The 26,821-nt window shown below is 61.8% G+C and carries 25 protein-coding genes; 20 read left to right on the top strand and 5 right to left on the bottom strand.

What is annotated here, in order from left to right:
* Nucleotides 1-36 precede the first annotated feature (36 nt).
* The 16 genes from secY to NKJ13_RS15835 all read left to right on the top strand — a co-directional run bounded on the left by secY (nucleotide 37) and on the right by NKJ13_RS15835 (nucleotide 14,838).
* Nucleotides 37-1,377 carry a preprotein translocase subunit SecY gene (secY, locus tag NKJ13_RS15910; protein ID WP_023675130.1) on the top strand — a complete coding sequence of 447 codons (1,341 nt, stop codon included), beginning with the start codon at nucleotides 37-39 and terminating at the stop codon, nucleotides 1,375-1,377.
* Entirely contained in the window at nucleotides 1,374-1,985 is a 612-nt protein-coding gene (locus NKJ13_RS15905) for an adenylate kinase (RefSeq protein ID WP_352736413.1), read from the top strand. Before secY ends, NKJ13_RS15905 begins: the two co-directional genes overlap by 4 nt.
* A 198-nt stretch (nucleotides 1,986-2,183) precedes the next feature.
* On the top strand, nucleotides 2,184-2,552 hold the full coding sequence (gene rpsM / locus NKJ13_RS15900) for a 30S ribosomal protein S13 (RefSeq protein ID WP_006205445.1): 369 nt from the start codon (nucleotides 2,184-2,186) through the stop codon (nucleotides 2,550-2,552).
* Nucleotides 2,553-2,699: 147 nt separating this feature from the next.
* Nucleotides 2,700-3,089 (top strand): 30S ribosomal protein S11, encoded by a 390-nt coding sequence (rpsK, locus tag NKJ13_RS15895; RefSeq protein WP_023799279.1) that lies wholly within the window; start codon nucleotides 2,700-2,702, stop codon nucleotides 3,087-3,089.
* 104 nt (nucleotides 3,090-3,193) lie between these two features.
* Nucleotides 3,194-4,204, top strand: coding sequence for a DNA-directed RNA polymerase subunit alpha (locus NKJ13_RS15890; protein ID WP_023675128.1), 1,011 nt, complete (start codon nucleotides 3,194-3,196; stop codon nucleotides 4,202-4,204).
* A 116-nt stretch (nucleotides 4,205-4,320) separates the two neighbouring features.
* Nucleotides 4,321-4,752, top strand: coding sequence for a 50S ribosomal protein L17 (rplQ, locus tag NKJ13_RS15885; RefSeq protein ID WP_352736414.1), 432 nt, complete (start codon nucleotides 4,321-4,323; stop codon nucleotides 4,750-4,752).
* Between the two features lie 192 nt (nucleotides 4,753-4,944).
* On the top strand, nucleotides 4,945-6,432 hold the full coding sequence (locus tag NKJ13_RS15880; protein ID WP_352736416.1) for a DegQ family serine endoprotease: 1,488 nt from the start codon (nucleotides 4,945-4,947) through the stop codon (nucleotides 6,430-6,432).
* A gap of 44 nt (nucleotides 6,433-6,476) precedes the next feature.
* On the top strand, nucleotides 6,477-7,787 hold the full coding sequence (locus tag NKJ13_RS15875; protein ID WP_023675125.1) for a replication-associated recombination protein A: 1,311 nt from the start codon (nucleotides 6,477-6,479) through the stop codon (nucleotides 7,785-7,787).
* 135 nt (nucleotides 7,788-7,922) lie between these two features.
* Nucleotides 7,923-8,753 carry an aspartyl/asparaginyl beta-hydroxylase domain-containing protein gene (locus NKJ13_RS15870; RefSeq protein ID WP_352507448.1) on the top strand — a complete coding sequence of 277 codons (831 nt, stop codon included), beginning with the start codon at nucleotides 7,923-7,925 and terminating at the stop codon, nucleotides 8,751-8,753.
* Nucleotides 8,754-8,784: 31 nt separating this feature from the next.
* Entirely contained in the window at nucleotides 8,785-9,171 is a 387-nt protein-coding gene (gene crcB, locus NKJ13_RS15865) for a fluoride efflux transporter CrcB (RefSeq protein ID WP_352507447.1), read from the top strand.
* Between the two features lie 110 nt (nucleotides 9,172-9,281).
* Nucleotides 9,282-9,668, top strand: coding sequence for a fluoride efflux transporter CrcB (crcB, locus tag NKJ13_RS15860; protein WP_502896091.1), 387 nt, complete (start codon nucleotides 9,282-9,284; stop codon nucleotides 9,666-9,668).
* Nucleotides 9,665-10,003, top strand: a complete 339-nt coding sequence (locus NKJ13_RS15855; RefSeq protein WP_254817158.1) for a DUF190 domain-containing protein — start codon at nucleotides 9,665-9,667, stop codon at nucleotides 10,001-10,003. Before crcB (NKJ13_RS15860) ends, NKJ13_RS15855 begins: the two co-directional genes overlap by 4 nt.
* Nucleotides 10,004-10,065: 62 nt before the next feature.
* The gene (locus tag NKJ13_RS15850) at nucleotides 10,066-11,046 is read left to right on the top strand and encodes an RluA family pseudouridine synthase (RefSeq protein WP_352736418.1); all 981 of its coding nucleotides are present in this window, start codon (nucleotides 10,066-10,068) and stop codon (nucleotides 11,044-11,046) included.
* Between the two features lie 68 nt (nucleotides 11,047-11,114).
* Entirely contained in the window at nucleotides 11,115-11,972 is an 858-nt protein-coding gene (locus tag NKJ13_RS15845) for a DMT family transporter (protein ID WP_502899811.1), read from the top strand.
* A 2-nt stretch (nucleotides 11,973-11,974) separates the two neighbouring features.
* Entirely contained in the window at nucleotides 11,975-12,766 is a 792-nt protein-coding gene (locus NKJ13_RS15840) for an ATP12 family chaperone protein (protein ID WP_352777881.1), read from the top strand.
* 185 nt (nucleotides 12,767-12,951) lie between these two features.
* Entirely contained in the window at nucleotides 12,952-14,838 is a 1,887-nt protein-coding gene (locus NKJ13_RS15835; RefSeq protein ID WP_254817163.1) for an MFS transporter, read from the top strand.
* 76 nt (nucleotides 14,839-14,914) lie between these two features.
* Here the strand turns inward: NKJ13_RS15835 and NKJ13_RS15830 are convergent, their stop codons facing one another.
* Entirely contained in the window at nucleotides 14,915-15,109 is a 195-nt protein-coding gene (locus NKJ13_RS15830) for a DUF2735 domain-containing protein (protein ID WP_292660390.1), read from the bottom strand.
* A 319-nt stretch (nucleotides 15,110-15,428) separates the two neighbouring features.
* Here NKJ13_RS15830 and NKJ13_RS15825 point away from each other — a divergent pair, with 319 nt between their 5' ends.
* Nucleotides 15,429-16,469 (top strand): glutamine synthetase beta-grasp domain-containing protein, encoded by a 1,041-nt coding sequence (locus NKJ13_RS15825; RefSeq protein WP_352645824.1) that lies wholly within the window; start codon nucleotides 15,429-15,431, stop codon nucleotides 16,467-16,469.
* A 122-nt stretch (nucleotides 16,470-16,591) separates the two neighbouring features.
* Here NKJ13_RS15825 and glnA read toward each other — a convergent pair whose 3' ends face one another.
* Nucleotides 16,592-18,001: a type I glutamate--ammonia ligase gene (gene glnA, locus NKJ13_RS15820; RefSeq protein ID WP_254817166.1), complete on the bottom strand. Its 1,410-nt coding sequence runs from the start codon at nucleotides 17,999-18,001 to the stop codon at nucleotides 16,592-16,594.
* A 53-nt stretch (nucleotides 18,002-18,054) separates the two neighbouring features.
* Nucleotides 18,055-18,393, bottom strand: a complete 339-nt coding sequence (locus tag NKJ13_RS15815; protein ID WP_019857988.1) for a P-II family nitrogen regulator — start codon at nucleotides 18,391-18,393, stop codon at nucleotides 18,055-18,057.
* Nucleotides 18,394-18,757: 364 nt separating this feature from the next.
* Here NKJ13_RS15815 and NKJ13_RS15810 point away from each other — a divergent pair, with 364 nt between their 5' ends.
* Nucleotides 18,758-20,287 carry an NAD(P)H-hydrate dehydratase gene (locus tag NKJ13_RS15810; protein WP_352736424.1) on the top strand — a complete coding sequence of 510 codons (1,530 nt, stop codon included), beginning with the start codon at nucleotides 18,758-18,760 and terminating at the stop codon, nucleotides 20,285-20,287.
* Nucleotides 20,284-22,287 (top strand): hypothetical protein, encoded by a 2,004-nt coding sequence (locus NKJ13_RS15805; RefSeq protein WP_352689273.1) that lies wholly within the window; start codon nucleotides 20,284-20,286, stop codon nucleotides 22,285-22,287. The genes NKJ13_RS15810 and NKJ13_RS15805 overlap by 4 nt, the downstream gene beginning before the upstream one ends.
* 43 nt (nucleotides 22,288-22,330) lie before the next feature.
* Here the strand turns inward: NKJ13_RS15805 and NKJ13_RS15800 are convergent, their stop codons facing one another.
* Both NKJ13_RS15800 and NKJ13_RS15795 read right to left on the bottom strand, forming a co-directional pair.
* Nucleotides 22,331-23,401, bottom strand: a complete 1,071-nt coding sequence (locus tag NKJ13_RS15800; RefSeq protein ID WP_352689275.1) for a M48 family metallopeptidase — start codon at nucleotides 23,399-23,401, stop codon at nucleotides 22,331-22,333.
* Between the two features lie 7 nt (nucleotides 23,402-23,408).
* Nucleotides 23,409-24,941 carry an acyl-CoA carboxylase subunit beta gene (locus tag NKJ13_RS15795; RefSeq protein WP_352478807.1) on the bottom strand — a complete coding sequence of 511 codons (1,533 nt, stop codon included), beginning with the start codon at nucleotides 24,939-24,941 and terminating at the stop codon, nucleotides 23,409-23,411.
* Nucleotides 24,942-25,328: 387 nt separating this feature from the next.
* On the opposite strand from NKJ13_RS15795, the gene NKJ13_RS15790 reads away from it, so the two are divergent.
* A complete protein-coding gene (locus tag NKJ13_RS15790) occupies nucleotides 25,329-26,750 on the top strand; it encodes a DEAD/DEAH box helicase (RefSeq protein WP_352689276.1) in 1,422 nt (473 codons plus the stop codon).
* The last annotated feature ends 71 nt before the right edge of the window (nucleotides 26,751-26,821 follow it).

Below are 26,821 nucleotides of genomic sequence, written 5' to 3'. Positions count from 1 at the left end.
TGCGGGCATCGAGCGTGACCAAGCGGAGAATCAGGCATGGCTTCGGCTGCTGAACAACTAGCCTCGAATCTGAATTTTTCGGCCTTCGCCAAAGCCGAGGATTTGAAGAAGCGCATCTGGTTCACCATCGGCGCGCTGCTCGTCTACCGTCTTGGCACCTACATCCCGCTGCCCGGCATCAATCCCGACGCTTTCGCCCAGGCCTTCTCGTCGCAGAGCAAGGGCGTGCTCGGCATGTTCAACATGTTCGCCGGCGGCGCCGTGCAGCGCATGGCGATCTTTGCCCTTGGCATTATGCCCTATATCTCCGCTTCCATCATTATGCAGCTGATGACCTCGGTCATTCCATCGCTGGAAGCGCTGAAGAAGGAAGGCGAGCAGGGCCGCAAGATCATCAACCAGTACACGCGCTACGGCACAGTGCTTCTGGCGCTTGTCCAGGCGTACGGGATTTCGGTCGGGCTTGAGGGCGGCAACGGCATCGTCAACGATCCCGGCATGTTCTTCCGCATCTCTACCGTCGTCACGCTGGTCGGCGGCACCATGTTCCTGATGTGGCTTGGCGAGCAGATCACCGCCCGCGGCATCGGCAACGGCATTTCGCTGATCATCTTCTCCGGCATCGTCGCCGGCCTGCCGCGCGCCATCTCCGGCACGCTGGAGCTTGGCCGCACCGGCGCCTTGTCGACCGGCCTGATCCTGGCGATCATCGTGCTCGCCATCATCGTCATCGCGCTGATCGTCTTCTTCGAGCGCGCCCAGCGCCGCCTGCTGATCCAGTATCCCAAGCGCCAGGTTGGCAATCGCATGTTCCAGGGCGATACCTCGCATCTGCCGCTGAAGCTCAACACGTCCGGCGTCATTCCGCCGATCTTCGCCTCGTCGCTGCTGCTACTGCCTGCGACCGTCGCCGGCTTCTCGCAGACCACCAATATGCCTGCATGGGCTAGCACCATCCTGGCGGCGCTCGGCCACGGCCAACCGCTCTATATGGCCTTCTACGCGGCGATGATCGTGTTCTTCGCCTTCTTCTATACGGCGATCGTCTTCAATCCGAAGGACACCGCCGACCAGCTCAAGAAGCATTCGGGCTTCATCCCGGGCTATCGTCCGGGCGAGCGCACTGCGGACTATATCGACTATGTGCTCACCCGCATCACCGTCGTCGGCGCCATTTATCTGGTGCTGGTGTGTCTGTTGCCCGAGTTCCTGATTTCAGCGACTGGCGTACCGTTCTACCTTGGTGGCACTTCGCTCCTGATCGTGGTCAGTGTAACGCTCGATACGGTGGCGCAGATTCAGGGTCACCTGATCGCGCACCAGTATGAGGGCCTGATCAAGAAGTCGAAGTTGCGCGGGGGGAAAAAGGCCAGATGAGGTTGATATTGCTTGGACCGCCGGGGGCGGGCAAGGGGACACAAGCACTGAGACTGGTAGAACGACACGGCATCCCACAGCTTTCCACGGGGGACATGCTGCGTGCTGCTGTTCAGGCCGGCACCGAAGTCGGCAAGCGCGCCAAGGCGGTGATGGACGCTGGCGAACTGGTGTCCGACGCTATCGTCAACGCCATCGTGGCCGAGCGCATCGATCAAGCTGATTGCGCAAACGGCTTCATCCTTGACGGATACCCGCGAACCCTGGTGCAAGCGGACGCCGTTGAGGAAATGCTGTCGGATCGCGGACTGGAGCTAGACGCGGTCATCGAATTTGTCGTCGACGACAAGGCGCTGGTTGGCCGAATCGTCAAACGCGCCGAAGAAGCCAAGGCCGCAGGCCTGCCGGTGCGCAAGGACGACAGTCCAGCGGTGTTCGAAGAACGCTTGAGGGAATATTACAAGAAAACCTCGCCGCTGATCGGTTACTACTATGCCAAGGGCAAACTCAGGGGCGTCGATGGCATGGCCGACATCGATGCGGTGACGCAGCAGATCGAGGGCGTGCTCAGGGCGACGACCCGGCAGGTTGGCCGGGCGGCCGGCTAGAGAATCGAACGATTGCGCTTGACTGGAGCGGCCCGCTGGGGTATGGCGGCCCGTCTTCCTATCAGGCATGAGGCTTGCTTGTCCGCAAGGGCAAGGCAGGCCGCTTTGAACTGGAAACTCCCGCAAGGGCCGGCCTCCACCGGACGCGGGGCAACTTGAAGCGCCGGCTCGTCCGGCCTACATGGAGAAGAGAAGAACATGGCTCGTATAGCCGGCGTCAACATTCCGACCAACAAGCGCGTCGTCATCGCGCTTCAATACATTCACGGCATTGGCAAGAAGTTCGCCCAGGAGATCGTCGACAAGGTCGGCATCCCGGCCGAGCGTCGCGTCAACCAGCTGACCGACGCGGAAGTGCTGCAGATCCGCGAGACCATCGACCGCGACTATCAGGTCGAGGGCGATCTGCGCCGCGAAGTGTCGATGAACATCAAGCGGCTCATGGACCTCGGCTGCTACCGCGGCCTGCGTCACCGCCGCTCGCTGCCGGTTCGTGGTCAGCGCACGCATACCAATGCGCGCACCCGCAAGGGGCCGGCCAAGTCGATTGCCGGAAAGAAGAAGTAATTTAGGGCAGTAAGGGAGTAGGGCAGTAAGGCAATAGGAACGGCAGACATACTGCCCTACTGCCCTACTGCCATATTCCCCTACTGCCTTCTCCCTGGTGGAGCCGCTGGCATTACGGCGGTGTAGAGATCAACTGAAAGGACCATCATGGCCAAGGAAGCCACTCGTGTTCGCCGTCGCGAACGCAAGAACATCTCGTCGGGCGTTGCCCATGTCAATTCGACCTTCAACAACACGATGATCACCATCACCGACGCGCAGGGTAACTCGATTGCCTGGTCGTCGGCTGGAGCCCAGGGCTTCAAGGGATCGCGCAAGTCGACCCCGTTCGCTGCCCAGATGGCCGCCGAAGATGTTGCCAAGAAGGCCCAGGAACACGGCATGCGCATGCTCGAGGTCGAGGTCTGTGGACCCGGCTCCGGTCGTGAATCGGCGCTGCGCGCGCTGCAGGCCGCCGGCTTCACCATCACCTCGATCCGTGATGTGACGCCGATCCCGCATAATGGTTGCCGCCCGCGCAAGAAGCGCCGCGTTTAAAGAATTTACCGAACGCCGCGCGAGCGCCTCAAGGGCGCTCCTCCACGGCATTCCAGGTCGCCCGCCACGATTGGATGGTGGCGGGACAACGGAAGGAAAGCACTATGATCCAGAAAAATTGGCAAGAACTGATCAAGCCGAACAAGATCGAGTTCTCGTCGAAGAAGAAGACGCTGACCACGCTCGTCGCCGAGCCGCTCGAGCGCGGCTTCGGCCTCACCCTCGGCAACGCGCTGCGCCGCGTGCTTCTATCTTCGCTGCGTGGCGCGGCTGTGACCGCCGTGCAGATCGACGGCGTTCTGCATGAATTCTCGTCCATCGCCGGCGTGCGCGAGGACGTGACCGACATCGTCTTGAACATCAAGGAAATCGCCATCCGTATGGAAGGCGACGGCCCCAAGCGCATGGTCGTACGCAAGCAGGGACCGGGTGCGGTTCTCGCCGGCGACATCCAGACCGTTGGCGACGTCGAGATACTCAATCCCGACCACGTCATCTGCACGCTGGACGAGGGCGCTGAAATCCGCATGGAATTCACCGTCGACACCGGCAAGGGCTATGTGCCGGCCGACCGCAACCGCGCCGAGGACGCGCCGATCGGGCTGATCCCCGTCGACAGCCTGTATTCGCCGGTCAAAAAGGTCTCCTACAAGGTCGAGAACACCCGCGAGGGCCAGGTTCTCGACTATGACAAGCTGACCATGACCATCGAGACCGATGGTTCGATCTCGGGCGAGGACGCAGTGGCCTTCGCCGCTCGCATCCTGCAGGACCAGCTCGGCCTGTTCGTCAATTTCGACGAGCCGCAGAAGGAAGTCGCCGCCGAACAGGTTACCGAGCTTGCCTTCAACCCGGCGCTGCTCAAGAAGGTCGACGAGCTCGAGCTTTCGGTGCGTTCGGCCAACTGCCTGAAGAACGACAACATCGTCTATATCGGCGACCTGATCCAGAAGACCGAAGCCGAGATGCTGCGCACCCCGAACTTCGGCCGCAAGTCGCTGAACGAGATCAAGGAGGTCTTGGCGGCGATGGGCCTGCATCTCGGCATGGAAGTGCCGGACTGGCCGCCGGAAAACATCGAAGACCTCGCCAAGCGTTACGAAGATCAATATTAAGCATGATCCCGAACCGAAGGTCAGCGCAGCAAAAAGTTGCAGACTTTTCGGACAAGATCATGCGGCTAACCAACTGGGGCTCAGGCCTCTTGAAACCGCAATGAAGGAGAAGAGCCATGCGCCACGGATTTAAAGGCCGCCGGTTCGCCCGCAGCATAAGCCATCGCAAGTCGATGTTTGCCAACCTTGCCGTGTCGCTTATCGAGCACGAGCAGATCCTCACCACGCTGCCGAAGGCGAAGGATTTGCGTCCGATCGTCGAGAAGCTGGTGACGCTCGGCAAGCGCGGCGACCTGCACGCCCGCCGCCAGGTTATTGCCCACATCGGCAATGAAGGCGTCGTCAAGCGCCTGTTCGATACCATCGCGCCACGTTATGCCACCCGCAACGGCGGCTATCTGCGCATCATGAAGGCCGGCTTCCGCCACGGTGATAACGCGGCAATGGCGGTCATCGAGTTCGTCGACCGCGACACCTCGGCCAAGGGCGCCGGCGACCGTGCCCGCATCGAGGCCGAAGGCACCGACGAGGAAGCCGCAGCCGCATAAGGCTCGGCTTTCCTGAGAAGTTCAAAAGGGGCCTTCGGGCCCCTTTTTCTGTTTCCGAAGGTACCGGGCAGGGCTAGCAGGGGTTTTGTCACCGGTTTTTGCGGCGACTACCAAAATAATCGGATTTCAGCGGCTTAGCCTTTCATTTTGCACAATCGTCAGGACAATGGCGCCCGACTTGGAGGATTCGGAATGCGCGTTAAACGGCTGTCCATTGTTCTGATCTGCGCCTTGATGGCGTTGGCCGTCGTGCCTGCGGCCAGGCACGCGCTGGCGGAGGAGACCAAGCCAGATCCTGGTCTGTCCGACGTGCTGACCGATCTGTTGCATGGCGTCGAAGGCGAAAACGCCACCTCCGGCCCCGACAAGCGCGTGCCCTTCGGCCGCGAGGAGGTGCAGCTGTCCTTTGCGCCGCTGGTCAAGCAGACGGCGCCGGCTGTAGTCAATGTCTACGCCTCGCAGACCGCCAAGGTGGCGTCACCCTTCGACGGCGATCCGTTTTTCGAGGAGTTCTTCGGCCGCTCGCAGCCGCGCGCGCAGTCGTCGCTCGGTTCGGGGGTACTGGTCGATCCGACCGGCGTCGTGGTCACCAATTTCCATGTCGTCAAGGACGCCGACCAGGTCAAGGTCGCGACCGCCGACGGGCGCGAATTCGACAGTAAGGTGCTGCTCAAGGATGAGACGCTCGACCTCGCCGTGCTCAAGATTTCTTCTGACAAGCCGTTCCCGGTGATCGCCATCGGCGATTCCGACGCGCTCGAGGTCGGCGACCTGGTGTTGGCGATCGGCAATCCGTTCGGGGTCGGCCAGACCACCACCAGCGGCATCATTTCGGCGGTGGCGCGCAGCCATATCGGCATCTCCGATTCCAGCTTCTTCATCCAGACCGATGCCGCCATCAACCCCGGCAATTCCGGTGGCGCGCTGGTCAACATGGGAGGGCAGCTGATCGGCATCAACACCGCGATCTATAGCCGTAGCGGCGGCTCGATCGGCATCGGCTTTGCCATCCCTTCGAACATGGTCCGCGCCTTCGCCGATGCGGCCAAGGCCGGGCTCGACTTCTTCGAGCGGCCGTATGCCGGTGCCGAGTTCGAGGCGGTGACGCCGCAGATTGCCGAATCGCTCGGCATGGACAAACCGACCGGTGCGCTGGTTTCTTCGGTCGAAGAGGCGGGACCCGCGGCCAAGGCAGGGCTCAAGCCTGGCGACGTAGTGCTGTCGCTCAACGGCAAGCCGGTCGAGAGCGTCGGGGCGCTGGACTACCGGATGGCGACGCTGTCGATTGGTACGAATGCCAGCTTCGGCGTTCTGAGCAAGGGTCAGCAAGCGACGATGGACATCGCTCTGGAACGACCGCCCGAAGGCGCCAAAGCTGCGGAACTCACATTGCGCGGCCGCAGCCCCTTTTCCGGCGCCAAGGTTGCTGAACTGTCGCCACGGCTTGCCCAACGGCTCGGTCTGCGCACCGATGTCAAAGGCGTAACCGTGGTCGACATCAACCGCGATTCGCCCGCTGCCGATTTTGGATTCCAGCCGGGCGACATCGTGCGTGAGGTCAATGGCCTGACGATCGACAAGGCGGCGACCCTGGAACAGGCAGCCCAGCAGGATACGCGCTGGTGGCGCTTTACCGTCGAGCGCGGCGGGCAGATACTGCGCCAGGTGTTGCGTTACTGAGCCCGACCGTCAGCATGATCGGGCTCCAGGCAAGAAGAAGTTGCATGGCCGATCTGTTCAGTGTCGATGAACCGGAAAAGACGCCGCCCGGCAGGCCGCTGGCCGACCGTTTGCGCCCAAAGAACCTCGGCGAGGTCGTCGGCCAGGAGCATCTGACCGGACCCGACGGCGCGCTGACGCGGCTGATCGGCTCCGGCTCGCTCGGCTCGATGATCTTCTGGGGCCCGCCCGGCACCGGCAAGACCACGGTCGCACGGCTGCTTGCCGGCGAGACAAGCCTCGCCTTCGAACAGATCTCGGCCGTGTTTTCCGGCGTTGCCGACCTGAAGAAAGTGTTCGAGGCAGCGAAGCTGCGCCGCTCGAACGGCCGCCAGACGCTGCTGTTCGTCGACGAGATCCACCGTTTCAACCGCGCCCAGCAGGACAGTTTTCTGCCCGTGATGGAAGACGGCACCGTCGTGCTGGTCGGCGCCACCACCGAGAACCCGTCCTTCGAGCTTAACGCCGCGCTTTTGTCGCGCGCGCGCGTGCTGGTCTTTCACTCGCTCGGCGAAGACAGCATCGCCAAGTTGCTGGCGCGGGCCGAGGAGGCAGAGGGCAGGGCGCTGCCGCTCGATGAAGACGCGCGTGCGATGCTCATCCGCATGAGCGACGGCGACGGCCGCGCGGCGCTGACGCTCGCCGAAGAGGTCTGGCGCGCAGCGAAATCAAAGGAGGTGTTCGGCGCCGAAGCTCTGCAGCGCATCGTCCAGCGCCGCGCGCCGATCTACGACAAAGGCCAGGACGGCCATTACAATTTGATCTCCGCGTTGCACAAATCGGTGCGCGGCTCCGACCCCGACGCGGCACTCTACTATCTGGCCCGCATGTTCGACGCCGGCGAAGATCCGCTTTATCTCGGGCGCCGGTTGGTGCGCATGGCGATGGAGGATATCGGGCTGGCCGACCCGCAGGCGCTCGTCGTCGCTAACGCCGCCAAGGACGCCTACGACTATCTGGGCTCGCCCGAGGGCGAACTGGCCTTCGCCGAGGCGACCGTCTATCTCGCCACCGCGCCGAAATCCAATGCAGTCTATACCGCGTTCAAGGCCGCCACACAGGCGGCGAAGGAATTCGGTTCGCTGCTGCCGCCCAAGCACATTCTCAATGCGCCGACCAAGCTGATGAAACAGGAAGATTACGGCGCCGGCTATCGCTACGACCACGACGAACCCGACGCTTTTTCCGGCCAGGACTATTTTCCGGAGAAGATGGGAAGGCAGACATTCTACGACCCGCCCGAGCGCGGCTTCGAGCGCGATATCAGGAAGCGGCTGGACTATTGGGCGAAGCTGCGCAGCGAGCGGGAAAAATAGCTGCCAGTCGCACAGTGGCGTGATCGCCGTTGTCTGGCGTGACAAAAAACCCTATCAAGATGCGCCTTCGGCCGGCGGACAGGCCAGAAACGTACCGACGATATTCAGAACGGAATCGCGCCTGGCGCGTGGAAAATGACGAAAAAATCTCGCAAGACCCTTCGGAAGTTCGCCATAGCGATCCCGCTGCTGGCGCTCGGCTTTTATTTCATTCCCATCCTGATGACAATTTTCATTGTCCTCGGTCTGATCGACGTGTTGCGCAACGACAACAAGAACTGGGCCCTGTTCAGTGGTTATTTCCTCGGCAACGGCATCTTCACCTGGCTGCTTTCGCCCTTCAATCTGCTGGTCGATCTGCTGTGCTACAGAAACCGGGGTGTCTGGAAACTGGACCAGTTTCCTCCGGACTATCAACGCGAGGTCAACGAGGTCCTGGACGTATTCAAGGAGCGCAAGGACGAGATCATCGCCGATATCGACGCCAATTTCGGCAGCGGCCGGCGCGGCATGTATGTCTATCAGTGGTATGGCAAGCACAAAATAGACAACGTTGCCGAATTCAACAAGGATTTCAAATATATCAAGACGATTGCCGTTTCTGTTTTCAGCGGCAGGGAATCGACTTCCTGGCACTTTGGCCCGCTCCGGCTCAGCCTGCGCATTCTCTACAACCTCATCCCGGTGAAATCGGAAGTGTTTGTCGAGTGCGGCAACGCCAAGAACTACTGGCACGAGAACCCGCTGTTCATCTTCGATGACACACTGCTGCATCGCTCGGTCAACCAGTATGACGGGCGCCGCTACTGTGTGTTCATGGACATCATTCGCCCGTCGCCGTTTCCCGGTCTGATCTCGACACTCCTGGCCATCGTTTCGGTCAGCGTCGAGCGCATCAATGCCATGTTCTACAAGAACTGGAAGATGATCGCCTCCAGCAAGCCGAAGAAGGCCGGAGCCGCCTGACACCGTGGTGTGACCGGCGTGAGGAAGCACGATGTATCATCTTTTGCTTGTCTGCCTTGGTGGCGCGATCGGCGCAATGGCCCGCTTCTTCTTGTCCGGCTTCGTCGCCCGCCGGGTTGGCGAGACCTTTCCCTGGGGCACGATGGTGGTCAACGTCTCGGGAGCGTTTGCAATCGGTGTCGTTGCGCATGCGGTGACGCGCGACGGCATGCCCGCCATCTGGGCCTTTGCCGTCACCGGCGGCCTCGGTTGCTACACTACGGTCTCTTCCTTCAGCCTGCAGACGCTGGCACTGGCGCGCGAGGGCGAATGGCTGCGCGCCGGCGGAAATGTGCTGCTTTCGGTTTTCCTGAGCCTCGGCGGCGTGACGCTGGGCTTTGCCGCGGGAAGTCTTCTGATTGGCAGCGGGGCGCCGTGAGCGGCCCGCGGAAGCTCCGCCACAACGGGACGGACACTGCCGCGGCCGGGCATGGCGGACGCCTCATTGGTTGGCGCAGAACCTCCGAAGCGGTTCGGCTCTATGCGACCGTGGCCGCAGGCAGCATGATCGGCGGTGTGCTGCGGGCGCTTGCCTCATCGACGAGCACTGCCCTGTGGGGCGCTGGATTTCCCTTCGGCACACTCCTCGTCAACATTGTCGGCTCATTCCTCATCGGCTTCTACACGACATTGACGGGACCGGATGGTCGTGTCTTCGCCGGTCCGCTGCAGCGCCAGTTCTTCATGGCCGGCTTCTGTGGCGGCCTGACGACCTTCTCGGCCTTCAGCCTTGAAACGCTCACCCTCGCGCAAGGCGGGAGGTTTCTGGCGGCTGGACTCAATATCGCGATCTCCGTGGTGGCCTGGCTTGCCGCCGTCTGGCTCGGCCACATCTTTGCAGTTCGCCTCAACCGGCTGAGAGGGTCCAGGCAATGAAGATACCAACACAGGCACAATTGCTGCGCATATTTATCGGCGAAAACGACAAGGCAGATGGCCGTCCGCTGTATGAGGTTATCGTGCTGAGGGCCCGCGAAATGCAGATCGCCGGCGCGACAGTCCTGCGCGGCGCGATGGGGTTCGGCCATTCCAGCCGGCTTCACACCACGAAGATCCTCCGCCTATCGGAGGATCTGCCCCTCGTCATCGAGATCGTCGATGACGAGGAAAAATTGGCCGCTTTCCTGCCCGTTCTTGAAACAATCATGACAAGTGGTTTGATTACGCTGGAGAAAGTTCAGGTTCTGCAATATGGAACCGACAACGAATAACCGAGTGAGATTGCGGGTGCCGGCGAATGCCGTTGCATGCCTGCAAAACGGCGATTGGAATCATGGCAGGCGTTGAACAGATCACAGTGGACGCCGGTGAGGCGGGCATGCGGCTCGACCGCTGGTTCAAGAGCCATTTCCCCGGTCTCGGTTTTGGTCATCTGCAGAAGCTGCTGCGTTCCGGCCAGATCCGCGTCGACGGCGGCAGGGTGAAGGCCGATACCCGCGTCGAAGCCGGCCAAACGGTGCGTGTGCCGCCGCTCGAAGTCGACAAGAAAGGCGAAAGCCCGCTGACCGGCCATTCGATACGCAACCAGGGCGACGCCGATGTCCTGGCCAAGATGCTGATCCATGAGGACCCGAAGGTCTTCGTCTTCAACAAGCCGGCCGGCCTGGCGGTGCAAGGCGGCTCCGGGGTCACCCGCAATGTCGATGACATGCTGGAAGCCTGGCGCAACCAGAAGGGCGAGAAGCCGCGTCTGGTGCACCGGCTCGACCGCGACACGTCGGGTGTTCTGGTTGTCGCCCGTACAAGGCTCGCCGCCATGAAGCTCGCCGAAGCGTTCCGGGCGCGTGAGACGAAGAAAACCTACTGGGCGCTGGTCAAGGGTGTGCCGCCGAAGCGCGAGGACAAGATCTCGACCTGGTTGATCAAGGAACCGACGCCCGACGGCGATCGCGTGCGCATCGCCAAGCATGGCGAAAAGGGCGCCGACCACGCCGTGTCCTACTACCGTATCATCGAGCAGGCTGCACAGACGATGACCTGGCTGGAGATGGAGCCGTATACCGGCCGTACCCACCAGCTTCGTGTCCATGCCGCGCATATCGGCTGCCCGATCATCGGTGACCCCAAATATTTCGAGGCCGACACCAATTGGGATTTTCCCGGCGGCATGCAGAACCGCCTGCATCTGCACGCCCGCCGCATCGTCATCCCGCATCCCGACAAGGGGTTTGTCGACGTCACCGCGCCGATGCCGCCGCACATGCGCCAGAGCTGGAACCTGATCGGCTTCGACGACGCCAGCGCGGAGGACTAGGGCCGGTGGGCGTCGCCACAGATACGCTCGACCGCCGTGACGCGGTCGATCTGGCGGCCGCCGCCATCATGGTTGGGCTGACTTTTTCCTGGGGGCTGAACTACGTCGCCGCCAAGATCTCCTATGCCGGCTACGATCCCGTTTTCCTGTCGATCGCCCGCTCGGTGATCGGCGGCCTGTGTGTTTTCGGCTGGTGCCGCTGGCGCGGCATCGCGCTGTTCACGCCCGACAAGACCCTCGTCGCCGGCATTCTGGCAGGCGCGCTTTTCGGTCTCGAGTTCCTGTTTCTGTATGTCGGGCTCGAACACACCACCGTCGTGCGCAACACCTTGCTGGTCAACACCATGCCGTTCTGGATGCTGGTCGGCGGCCATTTCCTGCTGGGTGAAAGCATCACGGCACGCAAGCTCGTTGGTCTTCTGCTCGCTTTCGCCGGACTGGTCGCGGTGTTTTCCGACAAACTGAGCGCCAATGGCGGCGCAACATTGAGCGGCGATTTGCTCAGTCTCGGCGCCGGCATTCTGTGGGCCGTGACCAATATCGTCATCAAGCGGTCGAAGCTGGTGACGGCCAGCGCCGAAAAGCTGCTGCTCTATCAACTGGCCGGGGCCGCCGTCGTCGGGATTTTGGTGATGCCTTTTGCCGGCCCGCCAGTTCGCAGCTTTGCCGTTCTGCCGACCTTGGCTCTGTTGTTCCAGGCCGTCTACGTCGTCGCGTTCACCTATGTTCTGTGGTTCTGGCTGCTCCGGCGCTACCCTGCATCTGGACTGTCGAGCTTCACCTTCCTGTCGCCGGTGTTCGGTGTGCTCTGCGGCGCCGTCTTCTTGAACGAGCCGTTGACCGTTCGTATCTTCCTGGCACTCGGCCTCATCGCCGCCGGTCTTATCATCGTCAATCGGCCGGCCCGAAAACAAGCCCCCGGATGAGCATGCGCGACATATTGAACGACCTCGAAGCGGGAAAGCAGCTCTCCGATCCGGACCCGGTGCGTCGCGCCCAGATCCAGATGAAGACGCAACTGCCGAAGCGCTTCTACAAGACCGTCGCAGTCGCGCCGGTCGAAGATGGTTTTGCCGTCCACCTCGATGGCAAGCCCGTCCGCACGCCGGCCAAGGCGCTGCTGGCGCTGCCGACTGAAAAGGCGGCTGCTCTCGTCGCCGAGGAATTCGCCGCACAGGAGGAGACCATCGACCCGGTGACGATGCCGGTGATGCGTCTGGTCAATACGGCAATCGATGGCGTCGCCAGTGATCCCCAGGCGGTGCTGGAGGACATACTGCGCTTCGCCTCATCCGATCTGCTCTGCTACCGCGCCGATGCGCCCCAAGGACTAGTCGACCGGCAGAACGAGCATTGGGACCCGGTCATCGACTGGGTGCGCAGCGCACTCGGCGCCCGGTTCCATCTCGCCGAAGGCGTGATCCATGTCGAACAGCCGCGCGAGAGTATCGCGCTGCTCGGCCAGCATCTTGCCCAACGTGCCGATCCGCTGCGCCTTGCCGCCATCCACGTCATGACCTCGCTGACCGGATCGGCGCTGCTGGCGCTCGCCGTCGACTTCGGCGAGCTCGACGGCGAGGCGGCCTGGGCTGCCGGTCATGTCGACGAGGACTGGCAGGCCGAGCAATGGGGCCATGATGCAGAGGCGCTCGCGCGCCGTGCTGCCCGCAAGCGCGACATGATGGCCGCAGTCAAGCTGCTCGAAGCTCTCAAAGGCTGACGGCACCGCCCGCTATTTCGCACTGCACATTAGACCAAAGTCATAATCCCAAAGGCGGTCTGCCTCTGGGCACTGCTTTCTGTCATTTTTTGCACCGGTGGCTGCACTGAGTCTGCGTTGCGAGGAAACGCGGACGATGACGCGCAGCATCGAGGGCTGACGGAGTCACACGGGAGGATACGCTCATGGCAATGGCATCGACCGCCGGCAAAACAAGCCGCGGCATGACACGCGAGGAGAAGAAGGTCATCTTCGCTTCTTCGCTCGGCACCGTTTTCGAATGGTACGATTTTTATCTCTACGGCTCGCTGGCCGCCTTCATTGGCGCCACCTTCTTCTCGTCGGCGCCGGAAGCGACACGCAACATCTTCGCCCTGCTCGCCTTCGCGGCCGGTTTCCTGGTGCGCCCGTTTGGCGCCCTGCTGTTCGGCCGCATCGGTGATCTCGTCGGCCGTAAATATACCTTCCTCGTCACCATGACGATCATGGGCCTGTCGACCTTCCTGGTCGGCCTTCTGCCCGGATATGCGAGCTGGGGCATCGCCGCGCCGGTGATCCTGATCATCCTGCGCATGCTGCAGGGCCTGGCGCTCGGTGGCGAATATGGCGGCGCCGCGACCTATGTCGCCGAACATGCGCCCGACGACCGCCGCGGCTACTACACGTCATGGATCCAGACGACGGCGACGCTCGGCCTGTTCCTGTCGCTGATCGTCATCCTGATCGTGCAGGCGTCGATGAGCAAGGAAACTTATGCCGCCTGGGGTTGGCGCGTTCCTTTCCTGGTCTCCTTCCTGCTGCTCGGCATCTCGCTCTGGATCCGGCTGTCGCTCTCCGAATCGCCGACCTTCCAGCGCATGAAGGACGAAGGCAAAGGCTCCAAGGCACCATTGACGGAAGCCTTCGGCCAGTGGAAGAACGCAAAAATCGCGCTGCTGGCGCTACTCGGCCTTACCGCCGGTCAGGCCGTGGTCTGGTACAACGGCCAGTTCTATGCGCTGTTCTTCCTGCAGAACGTGCTCAAGGTCGAGGCGCAATCGGTCAACATCATGATCGCCATTGCGCTGGCGATTGGCTCGATCTTCTTCGTCGTGTTCGGCTGGCTCTCCGACAAGATCGGCCGCAAGCCGATCATCATGGCCGGCCTTGCACTGGCGATCGTCTGCACCTTCCCCTTGTTCAAGGCGCTGACCTGGGCAGCCAATCCGGCGCTCGCCACCGCGCAGCAGAACACACGCGCGACGGTGACCGCGGCACCGGGAGACTGCAAGTTCCAGTTCAACCCGGTGGGCACTGCAAAGTTCACGACCTCATGCGATATCGCCACCTCGTTCCTGACCAAGAACTCGGTGCCGTACGACGTGGTATCGACTGCGGCGCCCGGTACAGCCGCGTCGGTCAAAATCGGCAACGAGACGGTTGAGTCTTATGACGCCACGGCGGCCGGCGATCAGGCCAAGGCCAAGGATGCCGCTTTCGCCAAGGCGGTCTACACGGCACTTCGGGATGGCGGCTACCCGCTGAAGCGGGCAGCCGCCAAGGTGCCGGACCAGAAGCTCGAGGCCTTTATTGCGGCCAATCCTGAGCTGAAGCTCGATGCCGCGGCAATCCGCGCCGGCGACAAGGCAACCGTTCCGACTGACCAGGCGATCAAGGACAAGCTGCTGACTGCCGACGAGGCTGCGGGAGCCCCGGAGGTTACCGTCTATACCGTACCCGGCGGCGGTCCCTTCGCCATGTTTGCCGACCCTGCAGCGGTCAACTGGCCGATGACGATCGCCATCCTGTTCATCCTCGTGGTCTTCGTCACGATGGTCTACGGGCCGATCGCCGCGATCCTGGTCGAGATGTTCCCGACCCGCATCCGTTACACCGGCATGTCGCTGCCCTATCACATCGGCAATGGCTGGTTCGGCGGGCTGCTGCCGGCGACGGTGTTCGCGCTCAGCGCCTACAAGGGCGATATCTACTACGGTCTCTGGTATCCCGTGGTGATCGCGGCGATGTCGCTGATCATAGGCATGATCTTTATCAGGGATACGCTCGGAACGGACCTGCACACCAAACAGTAGCCGGCCCGTCCCGGTTCAAAGCAAAGCCCGGCGCGAGCGATCGCGCCGGGCTTTTTCAATTTATCGAGTGCAGGGCTTAGCTCTTCCGATCCTGTTTCGCTTCCTCGATCGCTGCCTCATGATACCAGGCACTTCCGAAATCCGTTCGGTTGCGCAAAGAAGCAAGTTCTGCCGCGAACTTAGCCTTTCCGCTTAAATTTGAGGCAGAGGCGCGCGCTGCCACCGGGAACATCAGGATTTTGGCCGACTGACGAGTGGAAGTGATTTCCATTGTCGGTTTCCTTTCTTCGACAGAACCTTGCCGATTCAACCTTTCCCCAACATAGGTTCAGCAACCGAATTAGGCAACATGATTACGAAAAGATCAGTACTTGCATATTATTTGTGCAAAATGTGCTTGTGGATGATCCGAGCGCAGCATGACAGCGGACCAGCGATTTTGGGTGGATACAACCCCACTTTTGCCGCATCCGTCGCCGGCGAGAATGGCACACGAATTGCATTTTACTAGTCCGGCAGGTCGGCTGCTGGACAGGCCGGCTCGCCCCGGCGCCATCCAGGGTTCGGTGATCAAGCAACGAGAGGCTAGAATGACGAAATACAAGCTCGAGTACATTTGGCTCGATGGATATACCCCGGTTCCCAACCTTCGCGGAAAGACGCAGGTCAAGGACTACGCCGAGTTTCCGACGCTCGACCAGCTTCCGCTGTGGGGCTTCGACGGTTCTTCGACCATGCAGGCCGAGGGCCACAGCTCCGACTGCGTTTTGAAGCCGGTCGCCGTTTATCCGGATCCCGCCCGCACCAATGGCGCGCTCGTCATGTGCGAAGTCATGATGCCGGACGGCGTAACGCCGCACGCGTCCAACAAACGCGCCACCATTCTCGACGACGAGGGCGCCTGGTTCGGCTTCGAGCAGGAATATTTCTTCTACAAGGACGGCCGTCCGCTCGGCTTCCCCGAGAGTGGCTATCCGGCGCCGCAAGGCCCGTACTACACTGGCGTCGGCTATAGCAATGTCGGCTCCGTCGCCAGGCAGATCGTCGAGGAGCATCTCGACCTTTGCCTTGCCGCCGGCATCAATCATGAAGGCATCAACGCCGAGGTAGCCAAAGGCCAGTGGGAATTCCAGATCTTTGGCAAGGGCTCCAAGAAGGCCGCCGACCAGATGTGGATGGCGCGCTATTTGTTGCAGCGCCTGACCGAGAAGTACGGCATCGACATCGAATACCACTGCAAGCCGCTCGGCGACACCGATTGGAACGGCTCCGGCATGCATGCCAACTTCTCGACCGCCTATATGCGCGAAGTCGGCGGCAAGAGCTATTTCGAGGCGCTGATGGCAGCCTTCGACAAAAACCTGATGGATCACATCGCCGTCTATGGGCCGGACAACGACAAGCGTTTGACCGGCAAGCACGAGACCGCGCCCTGGAACAGGTTCAGCTACGGCATCGCCGACCGCGGCGCTTCGATCCGCGTGCCGCATTCCTTTATCAACAACGGCTACAAGGGCTATCTCGAGGATCGCCGTCCGAACTCGCAGGGCGACCCCTACCAGATCGCTTCGCAGATATTGAAGACGATCGCCTCCGTCCCGACCAGCGCCGAGGTTTCGGCCGCGGCTTGAGAATGCGTTCACGGCGCGGACCTCGGGTGTCTGCGCCGTGACTTTCTTTCCCATCGCATTGCATCAAAAAACCCCGGCGTGTCTCCGCCGGGGTTTTTTCTACGTGACTATGAGGTTCGGGATCACACCGAATAATACATATCGTATTCGACCGGATGCGGGGTCATTTCGAAGCGCATCACTTCGGCCATCTTGAGCTCGATATAGCTGTCGATCTGGTCGTCGTCGAAGACGCCGCCGGCCTTCAGGAAGCCGCGGTCCTTGTCGAGGCTCTGCAGGGCTTCGCGCAGCGACCCGCAGACGGTCGGGATCTTCTTCAATTCCTTCGGCGGCAGGTCGTAGAGATCCTTGTCCATCGGCTGTCCCGGGTGGATCTTGTTCTTGATGCCGTCGAGGCCGGCCATCAGCATGGCGGCAAATGCGAGATAGGGGTTGGCACCAGGATCGGGGAAGCGGACCTCGACGCGCTTGGATTTCGGCGACGAGCCGAACGGAATGCGGCACGAGGCCGAGCGGTTGCGTGCCGAATAGGCGAGCAGCACCGGCGCTTCATAGCCCGGAACCAGGCGCTTGTAGGAATTGGTCAGCGGGTTGGTGAAGGCGTTGATCGCCTTCGCATGCTTGATGATGCCACCGATGTAGAACAGGCAGCTCTCGGACAGGCCGGCATATTCGTTGCCGGCGAAAGTCGGCTTGCCTTCCTTCCAGATTGACTGGTGGACATGCATGCCCGAGCCATTGTCGCCGAACACCGGCTTCGGCATGAAAGTGGCCGTCTTCCCATAGGCGTTGGCGACCTGGTGCACGACATATTTGTAGATCAGCATCTTGTCTGCGTTGCGGACCAGCGTGTCGAATTTGATGCCGAGCTCGTGCTGCGCGGCGGCCACTTCGTGATGGTGCTTTTCAACGCGCACGCCCATTTCGGCGAGCACAGTGAGCATTTCCGAACGCATGTCCTGTGCCGAATCGATCGGCGGCACCGGGAAATAGCCGCCCTTGATGCGCGGCCGGTGACCGAGATTGCCGGTCTCATAGTCGGTGTCGTCATTGGACGGCAGTTCGGTGGAATCCAGCCTGAAGCCGGTGTTGTAGGGATCGGCCTTGTACTTGACGTCGTCGAACACGAAGAACTCGGCTTCAGGACCGACGAAGATCTGGTCGCCGATGCCTTCGGCCTTCATGTAGGCCTCGGCCTTCTTGGCGGTGCCGCGGGGGTCGCGGTTGTAGGATTCTCCCGAGATCGGATCGAGAATGTCGCACAGGATGACCATGGTCGACTGGGCGAAGAACGGGTCCATATGCACCGTATCCGCATCGGGCATCAGCACCATGTCGGACTCGTTGATCGCCTTCCAGCCGGCGATCGAGGAACCGTCGAACATGACGCCATCGGCAAACATGTCTTCCTCGACCTCGACGACATCCATCGTTACGTGCTGCAGTTTGCCCTTCGGATCGGTGAAGCGCAGATCAACGAACTTCACGTCGTTGTCTTTGATCTGCTTCATGATGTCTTTGGCTGTCGTCATGTCCCTGCTTCCCTATGTGATGACGTTTGAACGTGGCCTTTTAACGGGAAAATTCAGACGGCGTCCATGCCGGTTTCGCCGGTGCGGATGCGCACCACTTCCTCGATGTTCGAGACGAAGATCTTGCCGTCGCCGATACGGCCGGTCTGGGCCGCTTTGCGGATGGCTTCGATCGCGGCTTCGACCGCATCGTCGCCGAGCACGACCTCGATTTTCACCTTTGGCAGGAAGTCGACGACATATTCGGCGCCGCGATAAAGCTCGGTGTGGCCCTTCTGGCGGCCAAAGCCCTTGGCTTCGGTCACGGTGATGCCTTGCAGCCCGGCCTCCTGAAGCGCTTCTTTCACTTCGTCTAGCTTGAACGGCTTGATGATCGCTTCGATCTTTTTCATGTAAAAAGTGGCCTCCACTGCCAAAAAAGACGGGTTGTGAGCCCCGCTTGCGCCTCAATCAAGCACGAACTGTGCCAATTGATGGGGCGCCGAGCAGCCTCACATGATTTGGATACCATGCCGCGCAGGAATGTACATTCGCATCATTCGCTGCGTCGGATGTGCCATGAACGCCGCGAGCCTACACACCGCCGGTCCTGCCGTCCGCACAAAAATTGGGCAGATCGGATATTTCATGAGCAGCTGCGCGCCGTCGTCCCGAACGAGGTGCGCCGCCAAATTTGCTTGGGGACCTTCGTTGTTTGCGTCGGATCAAAAACTGGACAATGCTTGGGGAAATGATGTGCATGTCGCCTGATATTTCATGAGCAACGAACTTTTGTCTCCCTCCGAAATGGCCGAGGCCGACCGGCTGGCGATTGCCGCCGGTCCATTCGACGGTATTGGCCTGATGCGCAATGCCGGCGCTGCGGTTGCCGCCGTAGTGCTCAAGCGCTACCCGGCGGCGACACGCGTCCACGTGCTTTGCGGCCCCGGTAACAATGGCGGCGACGGCTATGTCGTGGCCCGGATCCTTCGGGAGAGCGCCGTCGATGTCTCTGTGTGGGCGTCCGGATCGCCCAAAGGCGGCCGTGATGCGGCACTCGCTGCCTCGGAATGCCCGGTTGAAGCTCGGCCGCTGTCGGATTTCGTTGCCGAGGTGGGCTCCGTCGTGGTTGACGCGCTCTATGGGGCGGGGCTGTCTAAGCCGCTGTCCGGCGATGCCGCCAAGGTGATCGACATTGCGGCCGAATTGAACTTGCCGGTTGTGGCGGTCGACCTGCCGTCGGGCGTTTCAGGCGAGAGCGGCAATGTGTTAGGAAAGGCCTTCCGGGCCCGGACCACGGTGACCTTCGCGCGAAAAAAGCCAGGCCATCTGCTGTTGCCGGGGCGCGAGCTGTGCGGCGACATCGAGCTCGCCGATATCGGCATAGACAACAGCATCGTTGCGCAGCTTCAACCGCGAACATTCGAGAACATTCCGGCGCTCTGGCTTGACCGCCTTCCGGTTCCGGCGGTCGACGCCCATAAGTACAAGCGCGGCCATGTTGGCGTCTTTTCCGGCGGACCGTCGACGACGGGTGCTGCGCGGCTGTCGGCGCTTGCCGCGGCCCGGAGCGGGGCAGGGGCCGTCACCTTGCTGTCGCCGGCGAACGCCATGCAGGTGAACGCGGCGCATCTGACCTCGGTAATGCTGCACAAGATAGACACTATCGCGGATGTGGACGAATTCGTCGGCAGCCGCCGCCCATCGGCCTTCGTGCTTGGCCCGGGATTTGGCATCGGGGAGAAAACGCGCGATTTTGCCCTGGTCGTACTCGGCAACGCCCATGGGCAGGGCAGCGGGATCGACGGGCTGGTGCTCGACGCCGACGGCATCACCTCGTTTCGCGACACGCCGGATGCCCTGTTCGAAGCCGCCCGTCGACCGAAAACGCCGGCTCTGGTGATGACGCCGCATGAGGGCGAGTTCGCCAAGCTTTTTCCCGATGTCGCCGGGCACCACGATTTGTCCAAGCTCGCCAAAGCCCGCGCCGCCGCTAAGCGTGCCAGTGCTATCCTCGTCTACAAGGGCGCCGACACAGTGATCGCGGCCCCCAATGGCCGGGCAGCGATCAACAGCAATGGTGCCTCATGGCTGGCTACCGCCGGTTCGGGCGATGTGCTGTCGGGCATCATCGCCGGGTTGCTGGCTCAGGGCATGCCAGCCTTCGAAGCGGCCTGTGCGGCAGTCTGGATCCATGCCGAGACCGGCAGCCGTTTCGGACCGGGGCTGATCGCCGAGGACCTGCCGCTGGCGCTGGTGGCGGTGCTGCGCGAGCTCGTTGAAAGCCGCGGGATGGCTGCCGAATGAACCGCCTGATTGCGCTGCTCGTTGCGATCATTAGTGCCATGTCCATGGTACAGGCCGCGAACGCCGAAACTCCGCTAACCATCGTCGACGACCCGGCTGTTCTCGCCGAGCTTGACAGCAAGGGCTATGGTTTCGCCGGCATTTTCGGCGTCGATGGCAAGGGCGATTTGAAGACTCTCTACGACAAGGCGCCGGCCTATCATGCGATCGTCGAAACGATTGCAAGCGACGTCGCAGCATTGCGGGCCGAGATGAAGGCCGGCAGCCGGCCGCTTTACGAGGTGACCGACGGCAATGTCGGCCGTGTCATGGACATGCGCTGGCTGAGGACCGATGCCGCGCGCTTCCGTCTCGTCGGCATAGTCAACCGGCTCGATCGGCGCGACTTCGCCGCGCTGCAAGGCGACACGAGTTGCGGCGAAGTGCGCTTCATCTATCGCCTCGCCTACAGCTTCAAGAAGAACGGCAAGGTTTTGGCCTCGCGCCTGCCGTTCAATTTCAGTGCCATCTACAATGTCGCGCCGGATGCCGATGGCGGTTGTGTCGGCGTCGCCGGACGCTGGGCACCACAACTCGACGAGAGCGTCGATGCCGGCTGGCTGATCGGCGGGCCGCTGGAAAGAGCGGCGCTCACCTTCAAGCAGCTCGAGCTCAATGCGCAAGTGGTCCGCTTCCCCTCCGGCCAGGAGACCGAATTCGGCGGACAGGCCGCCTATCTCATGCGCATTTTCGGCATCGACGGCGGGGCTGTCAGTGAAAGACCGCTGGAAAACACGCCCGACACGGCACGTCTCGCCGACGACGCTGCGCTGAAAGCAAGACTTGCCGACTATGTCCGCACCAATGTCGCGGCAATCGACTCCGGCGTCTACCAAATCCCCGATAAATTCTTGGCAAAGAAGGTAGTCTCATGGTCGACTTTCGGCAGCGCAAGGCAGGCCAACCACCCGTTCACGCCACTGTTCCAGCCCGCGGATTTAGCCGGGCTTGATTATTCCAAGCGGAAGCTGGTGCGCACGCCAGAGGCATTGGTCGAGCGGCTGGACAATGGCGCCTGCCAAGGCTGCCATCAGGCGGGTTCGACCGCCGGGTTCCACTTTATCGGCCTGGATGACAAGACGACCTCGCCGCTCAACCGCATCGAGGTCGGTATCTCACCGCATCTTCACGCCGATGTCCCGCGCCGCGTCGCCTGGCTGCGCGCGACTGCCGGGGGCAAGGAACCGAACCGCTTCCGCCCGCTGTCCTTCGCGCCGCCGGCGACATGGAACGATGCCAGCGAAATTGCCTATTCGCCGGCCGAAATGGCGATGCCGTGCTTCATGCCGGAAGATGCAGCCCGTTTCGGCGCGACTTGGCAATGCGGCGGCGGCACCGTCTGCACGCCGCTGGCGACCGCGTCCGGCGTGCGCACCAAGCTGGCGCAATGTCTGTTGCCCAAGGACAGCGAAAACATATTCTCCGGCCATCCGTGCCTGACCGGCTCGATCACCAGCAACCCGGCGCAACCTTTCAATGACCGCTATATCATCACCGGCCAGTTCGCGGCGCTCGCGCCAGGCATTTCGCGTACTGGCTACACCTGCCGACCGCCGAAGATCGGCGTGCCGGCGGGTATCGCCTATCGCGGCTGCGACGATCGGGATCGCAGCTTTGCCGCCTTCAAACCGGGCAAGCCGATGCCGAACGAGATTTGCGGATTGGTCGGCGGCAAAAAATTCGACACATGCGTGGCGACCAATAATTTCGACCAGTGCCTGGGCGGCGCTGTCAATCGCGGTAATCGTCCCGCCTGCTCGGCCGACCATTTCTGTCGCGAGGATTACATGTGCCAGTCGCTGCCGCCCGATATGCCGGGCATCGGCAAGGTGAAAGGCATCGGCTTCTGCTCGCCGACCTATTTCATCTTCCAGATGCGCATCGACAATCACGCCACGCCGTGGTCGGGCGCTGTCAGCGCGACGATGGGAGCCGGGTTCGGAGCGGCGGAAGCGGAATAGGCCGACGACTCTGACATTGGCCGCAGTAGCTCCAGGCGGACAGCTATCGATCGAGGTCGTCGGCGATGTTCGATGTCCATTCACCGTCGAAATGCCGGACGCGTTCGGCGACGATCGTATCGCTCAGCAGGCTCGACAAGGCGGAAACCAGAATTGGTTCTATCTTTGGCACCGAGCTAAATCCAAGAGCAATCAGACGGTCGGACCAGGGCGGATGGTCCGCGCTTTCGTTATCGGGCGCGTCCCACGCTTTTTGCGCATACTCCTGCAGGATGGGAAGTCTCGACAAGTGAACTGCCGCCGCGAGGATCCTTTCGAGTGGTGGACGAGGCGGCGTCATGGCGCCAAGCAGTTCACGCCGGATCGGACTGTAGACCTGATCATCGAAAAACGCACTGGCAGCACCGATCAGTAGCAGGGCGCGGGCCGCTTCATATGCGTCGCCGGACATCGCTGCATGGCGATCCGCGTCAATTTCCGCCCGCCGCGACAACCGTATTTCTTCGCGCTCCAGCGTGCGCGACAGCGGACCAAGCATCCAGTAGAACAGGCTGCCCGAAACGGTTTTTCCCGGAGGAGCGAAGTCGAAGATTAGATCGAAGCTTTTTTCGAGTTCGGCCAGGTTGAGGCCGCCGTTTGTGTCCTTGTTTCTCAGATGTGCGTTCTCATGGACCAAGATCGCGGCAAAAGCCTTTTGGTCGGTCACTGCGAGCAGAGGAAGGCCGATGGTGAGAATCGCCCTACGGCCAAGCAGCCCCAGAAACGGCCGCTCTTCACCGATACTGGCGTTGAGATCGGGGCTCAGCACGATGGTAGTCCGGCTGGCGCGGTGTTTTCCGGCAATACTCTCCCAGATGGCCCATAATTTCGGGGCTGATTCCCGAGCGATCCCCTCCGCCTTGCTGGGTCGAAAACCGGCGAACAATGTCCCGATCAACAGAACCATGCCCAGCATCGCAGCTGGGATCGCAACAACGCCAGCCGCGATGACGGCGAGCGGATGCCGGTCGAGAAACCAGATCCATAAGACTATTGGGCAGAACAGCGGCAGAGCGAAAAGCAGGACGGCAAACCTGCCGAAGCGCGCTCCCATGTAGAGGATCAGGCGCGACATCAGCGCCTCACAGCGGTATATTGTCGTGTTTCTTCCAGGGGTTCTGCATATCCTTGTTGCGCAGCATCCTGAGTGCGCGAGCGATGCGCCGGCGGGTCGAATGCGGCATGATTACCTCGTCGACATAGCCGCGCTCGGCGGCAACGAAGGGCGAAAGGAAGCGATCCTCGTAAGCCTTTGTATGCGCAGCGATTTTCTCCGCATCGCCGATGTCCTTGCGGTAGATGATCTCGACCGCGCCCCTGGCGCCCATGACGGCAATCTGCGCCGTTGGCCAGGCATAGTTCATGTCGCCGCGCAAATGCTTTGACGCCATAACGTCATAGGCGCCGCCATAGGCCTTTCTCGTGATGACGGTGATCTTTGGCACGGTCGCTTCGGCATAGGCGAACAGAAGCTTGGCCCCATGTTTGATCAGCCCGCCATACTCCTGCGCGGTGCCGGGCAGGAAGCCCGGAACGTCCACGAAGGTGACGATCGGGATCGAGAAGCAGTCGCAGAAGCGTACGAAGCGCGCCGCCTTGCGGCTGGCGTCGGCATCGAGCACGCCGGCCAGCACCATCGGCTGGTTGGCGACGAAGCCGACGGTGCGGCCCTCGACACGGCCGAAGCCGGTGACGATGTTTTTCGCAAAATTCTGCTGGATTTCGAAGAAGTCACCCTCGTCGGCAACTTTAAGGATCAACTCCTTGATGTCGTAGGGTTTGTTGGCATTGTCGGGGATCAGCCTGTCGAGCGACAGATCGTGATCGGTGACCGACTGGTGGCATTCGATCTCGGGAATTTCCGCCGTGTTGGAGGCGGGCAGCAGATCGACCAGCCGGCGCATCTGCAACAGCGCCTCGACGTCATTGTCGTAGGCTCCGTCGGCGATCGAGGACTTCGTCGTGTGGACGGAAGCGCCGCCGAGGCTTTCGGCGGTGACCGTCTCGTTGGTGACGGTCTTCACCACATCCGGCCCGGTGACGAACATGTAGGAGGTGCCGCGGACCATGAAGATGAAGTCGGTCATCGCCGGCGAATAGACGTCGCCGCCTGCGCAAGGGCCCATGATCAGCGAAATCTGTGGGATGACCCCGGAGGCCAGAACATTGCGCTGGAAGATCTCGGCGTAGCCGCCGAGCGCCGCCACGCCTTCCTGGATGCGGGCGCCGCCGGCGTCGTAGATGCCGATGATCGGCGCGCGGTTGCGCAATGCCATCTCCTGCACCTTGACCACCTTTTCGGCATGCGCCTCGGACAGCGAGCCGCCGAACACGGTGAAATCCTTGGCGAAAAGATAGACCGGGCGACCGTTGATGGTGCCCCAGCCGGTAACGACGCCATCGCCGGCGATCTTGGTTTTCTCCATGCCGAAATCGGTCGAGCGGTGCTCGACGAACATGTCGAACTCCTCGAACGAGCCTTCGTCGAGGAAGACGTCGATGCGCTCACGGGCGGTGAGCTTGCCCTTCTTGTGCTGGGCCTCGATGCGGGCTCGGCCGCCTCCCATGCGGGCGATCTCGCGGCGCCGCTCGAGTTCCTTCAGCACGTCCTTCATGACCGGTCCCCAAAACGGAAAGCTGGATTGTGGTAATCGTGGCAGCAAGTGAGCGCAAGCGCCGCTTCGCCATGGCTTCTGCTGCGCTGCAGCATCCGACCCCTTGCATTCCGAAGCGAAGTGGGCCATATGCGGCGGCATAGGCGCTTGGGCCGGGAAACTCCGGCCTTCTCGACGAATGAGACTGGTTGCGTCTGTTTTCCCTCTTCCCGACATATCGGCAAGGTGGCGAAAAAGCCCCGTGGCATGAAGCCTGCGGGCACGACAGCGCAGCCGTGTGGACGATGACGTCCGCCCGCCTTGTCGTTTCATGACAATTTTCGACGGCAGGTTGCGCCCTGCCGCCATCGATGTTTGCGGCCAGAAGCCGCATGAAAGAAGAATATTTTGACCAATGAAAACACTTTGACCGGTGAGAACACTGGGGAACTGACCGGTTTCGCCGCACTTGGAATTAGCGGTGCACTGCTCAAGGCCACCCATGCCGCCGGCTTTACCGATCCCAAGCCGATTCAGGCGCAGGCTATCCCGCCGCAGCTCGAAGGCCGCGACATTTTCGGCATCGCCCAGACCGGCTCGGGCAAGACCGCGGCGTTCGCGCTGCCGATCCTGTCGAAGATCATCGCGCTTGGCACCAGGCGCCGGCCGAAGACGGCTCGTGCGCTGATCCTGGCGCCGACGCGCGAGCTCGCCGTACAGATCGAGGACACCATCAAGATTCTCGCCAAGGGCGCACATGTCTCGACCGCGCTGGTGCTTGGCGGCGTCTCGCGCTTCAGCCAGGTCAAGAAGGTTGCACCCGGCGTCGACATCCTGATCGCCACGCCTGGCCGGCTGACCGATCTGGTGCGTGAGGGCGACCTCGTACTTGCCGACACCAAATGGCTGGTGCTCGACGAAGGCGACCGCATGCTCGACATGGGCTTCATCAACGACGTCAAGCGCATCGCCAGGGCAACGGCGCCGGACCGTCAGACGGTGCTGTTCTCGGCGACTATGCCGGCCGAAATCGCCGAGCTGGCGAAAGGCTTGCTGAAGAACCCGATCCGCGTCGAGGTCGCCCCCCACAGCACTGCGGCCGCGGAGATCGTGCAGGGCGTCGTCTTTGCCCGCACCAAGCAGAAGCGCCAGGTGCTGTCGACGATGCTCGCCGACGACGCGATGAAGTCCGTTATCATCTTTTCGCGCACCAAGCATGGCGCCGACAGGGTGACCAAGGACCTCGAGCGCGACGGCTTCAAGGCCGCCGTTATCCACGGCAACAAGTCGCAGAATGCCCGCCAGAAGGCGCTCAACGATTTCCGCGAAGGCTCGGTGCGAATTCTCGTGGCGACCGACATTGCAGCACGCGGCATCGATGTGCCCGGCATTAGCCATGTGGTGAATTTCGACCTGCCGGACGAGGCGGAGAGCTATGTCCACCGCATCGGCCGCACCGGCCGTAACGGCATGGATGGCATCGCCATCACGCTTTGCGACCCTTCGGAAAACGCCAAGCTGCGCCAGGTCGAGCGTATCATCCGCACCAAGCTGCCGATCGTTGCCGATCATCTCGGCAGCCCCGATCCGCAGCGCAATCCGGCCGAGAAGAACGAGCGCAGCTTCGAGCCGGCCAACGATCGCAACGACCACAACGGCCGTCGCGACGGCAGGCGTCCCGGCGGCGCCAACAACGGCTTCGCCAAGAAGCGTTTCGGCGGCGACAAGCCGGCCTTTGCGGGCGACCGCAAGCCGGAAGGCGCCAAGCCCTTCAAGGGCAACAACAAGCGCCGCTTCGGCGGCAAGCGGCCGGCTGCGCGGGCGGCATAACCTGACCGTTTTGCGTCCGGCCAAGCCTGGCTTGGTTACTCACGATTGAAAAGGGCGACCGGAGTGATGCT

Source organism: Mesorhizobium sp. M0174 (genome assembly GCF_040322275.1).
Classification (GTDB): Bacteria; Pseudomonadota; Alphaproteobacteria; order Rhizobiales; family Rhizobiaceae; genus Mesorhizobium.
This window is presented reverse-complemented; position numbering and strand designations above follow the sequence as displayed.

Bases quoted from the DNA above. Each gene is read 5' to 3' on its own strand.
- secY (WP_023675130.1), top strand. From the start codon at position 37: ATGGCTTCGGCTGCTGAACAACTAGCCTCGAATCTGAATTTTTCGGCC.
- NKJ13_RS15905 (WP_352736413.1), top strand. From the start codon at position 1,374: ATGAGGTTGATATTGCTTGGACCGCCGGGGGCGGGCAAGGGGACACAA.
- rpsM (WP_006205445.1), top strand. From the start codon at position 2,184: ATGGCTCGTATAGCCGGCGTCAACATTCCGACCAACAAGCGCGTCGTC.
- rpsK (WP_023799279.1), top strand. From the start codon at position 2,700: ATGGCCAAGGAAGCCACTCGTGTTCGCCGTCGCGAACGCAAGAACATC.
- NKJ13_RS15890 (WP_023675128.1), top strand. From the start codon at position 3,194: ATGATCCAGAAAAATTGGCAAGAACTGATCAAGCCGAACAAGATCGAG.
- rplQ (WP_352736414.1), top strand. From the start codon at position 4,321: ATGCGCCACGGATTTAAAGGCCGCCGGTTCGCCCGCAGCATAAGCCAT.
- NKJ13_RS15880 (WP_352736416.1), top strand. From the start codon at position 4,945: ATGCGCGTTAAACGGCTGTCCATTGTTCTGATCTGCGCCTTGATGGCG.
- NKJ13_RS15875 (WP_023675125.1), top strand. From the start codon at position 6,477: ATGGCCGATCTGTTCAGTGTCGATGAACCGGAAAAGACGCCGCCCGGC.
- NKJ13_RS15870 (WP_352507448.1), top strand. From the start codon at position 7,923: ATGACGAAAAAATCTCGCAAGACCCTTCGGAAGTTCGCCATAGCGATC.
- crcB (WP_352507447.1), top strand. From the start codon at position 8,785: ATGTATCATCTTTTGCTTGTCTGCCTTGGTGGCGCGATCGGCGCAATG.
- NKJ13_RS15855 (WP_254817158.1), top strand. From the start codon at position 9,665: ATGAAGATACCAACACAGGCACAATTGCTGCGCATATTTATCGGCGAA.
- NKJ13_RS15850 (WP_352736418.1), top strand. From the start codon at position 10,066: ATGGCAGGCGTTGAACAGATCACAGTGGACGCCGGTGAGGCGGGCATG.
- NKJ13_RS15845 (WP_502899811.1), top strand. From the start codon at position 11,115: ATGGTTGGGCTGACTTTTTCCTGGGGGCTGAACTACGTCGCCGCCAAG.
- NKJ13_RS15840 (WP_352777881.1), top strand. From the start codon at position 11,975: ATGCGCGACATATTGAACGACCTCGAAGCGGGAAAGCAGCTCTCCGAT.
- NKJ13_RS15835 (WP_254817163.1), top strand. From the start codon at position 12,952: ATGGCAATGGCATCGACCGCCGGCAAAACAAGCCGCGGCATGACACGC.
- NKJ13_RS15830 (WP_292660390.1), bottom strand. From the start codon at position 15,109: ATGGAAATCACTTCCACTCGTCAGTCGGCCAAAATCCTGATGTTCCCG.
- NKJ13_RS15825 (WP_352645824.1), top strand. From the start codon at position 15,429: ATGACGAAATACAAGCTCGAGTACATTTGGCTCGATGGATATACCCCG.
- glnA (WP_254817166.1), bottom strand. From the start codon at position 18,001: ATGACGACAGCCAAAGACATCATGAAGCAGATCAAAGACAACGACGTG.
- NKJ13_RS15815 (WP_019857988.1), bottom strand. From the start codon at position 18,393: ATGAAAAAGATCGAAGCGATCATCAAGCCGTTCAAGCTAGACGAAGTG.
- NKJ13_RS15810 (WP_352736424.1), top strand. From the start codon at position 18,758: ATGAGCAACGAACTTTTGTCTCCCTCCGAAATGGCCGAGGCCGACCGG.
- NKJ13_RS15805 (WP_352689273.1), top strand. From the start codon at position 20,284: ATGAACCGCCTGATTGCGCTGCTCGTTGCGATCATTAGTGCCATGTCC.
- NKJ13_RS15800 (WP_352689275.1), bottom strand. From the start codon at position 23,401: ATGTCGCGCCTGATCCTCTACATGGGAGCGCGCTTCGGCAGGTTTGCC.
- NKJ13_RS15795 (WP_352478807.1), bottom strand. From the start codon at position 24,941: ATGAAGGACGTGCTGAAGGAACTCGAGCGGCGCCGCGAGATCGCCCGC.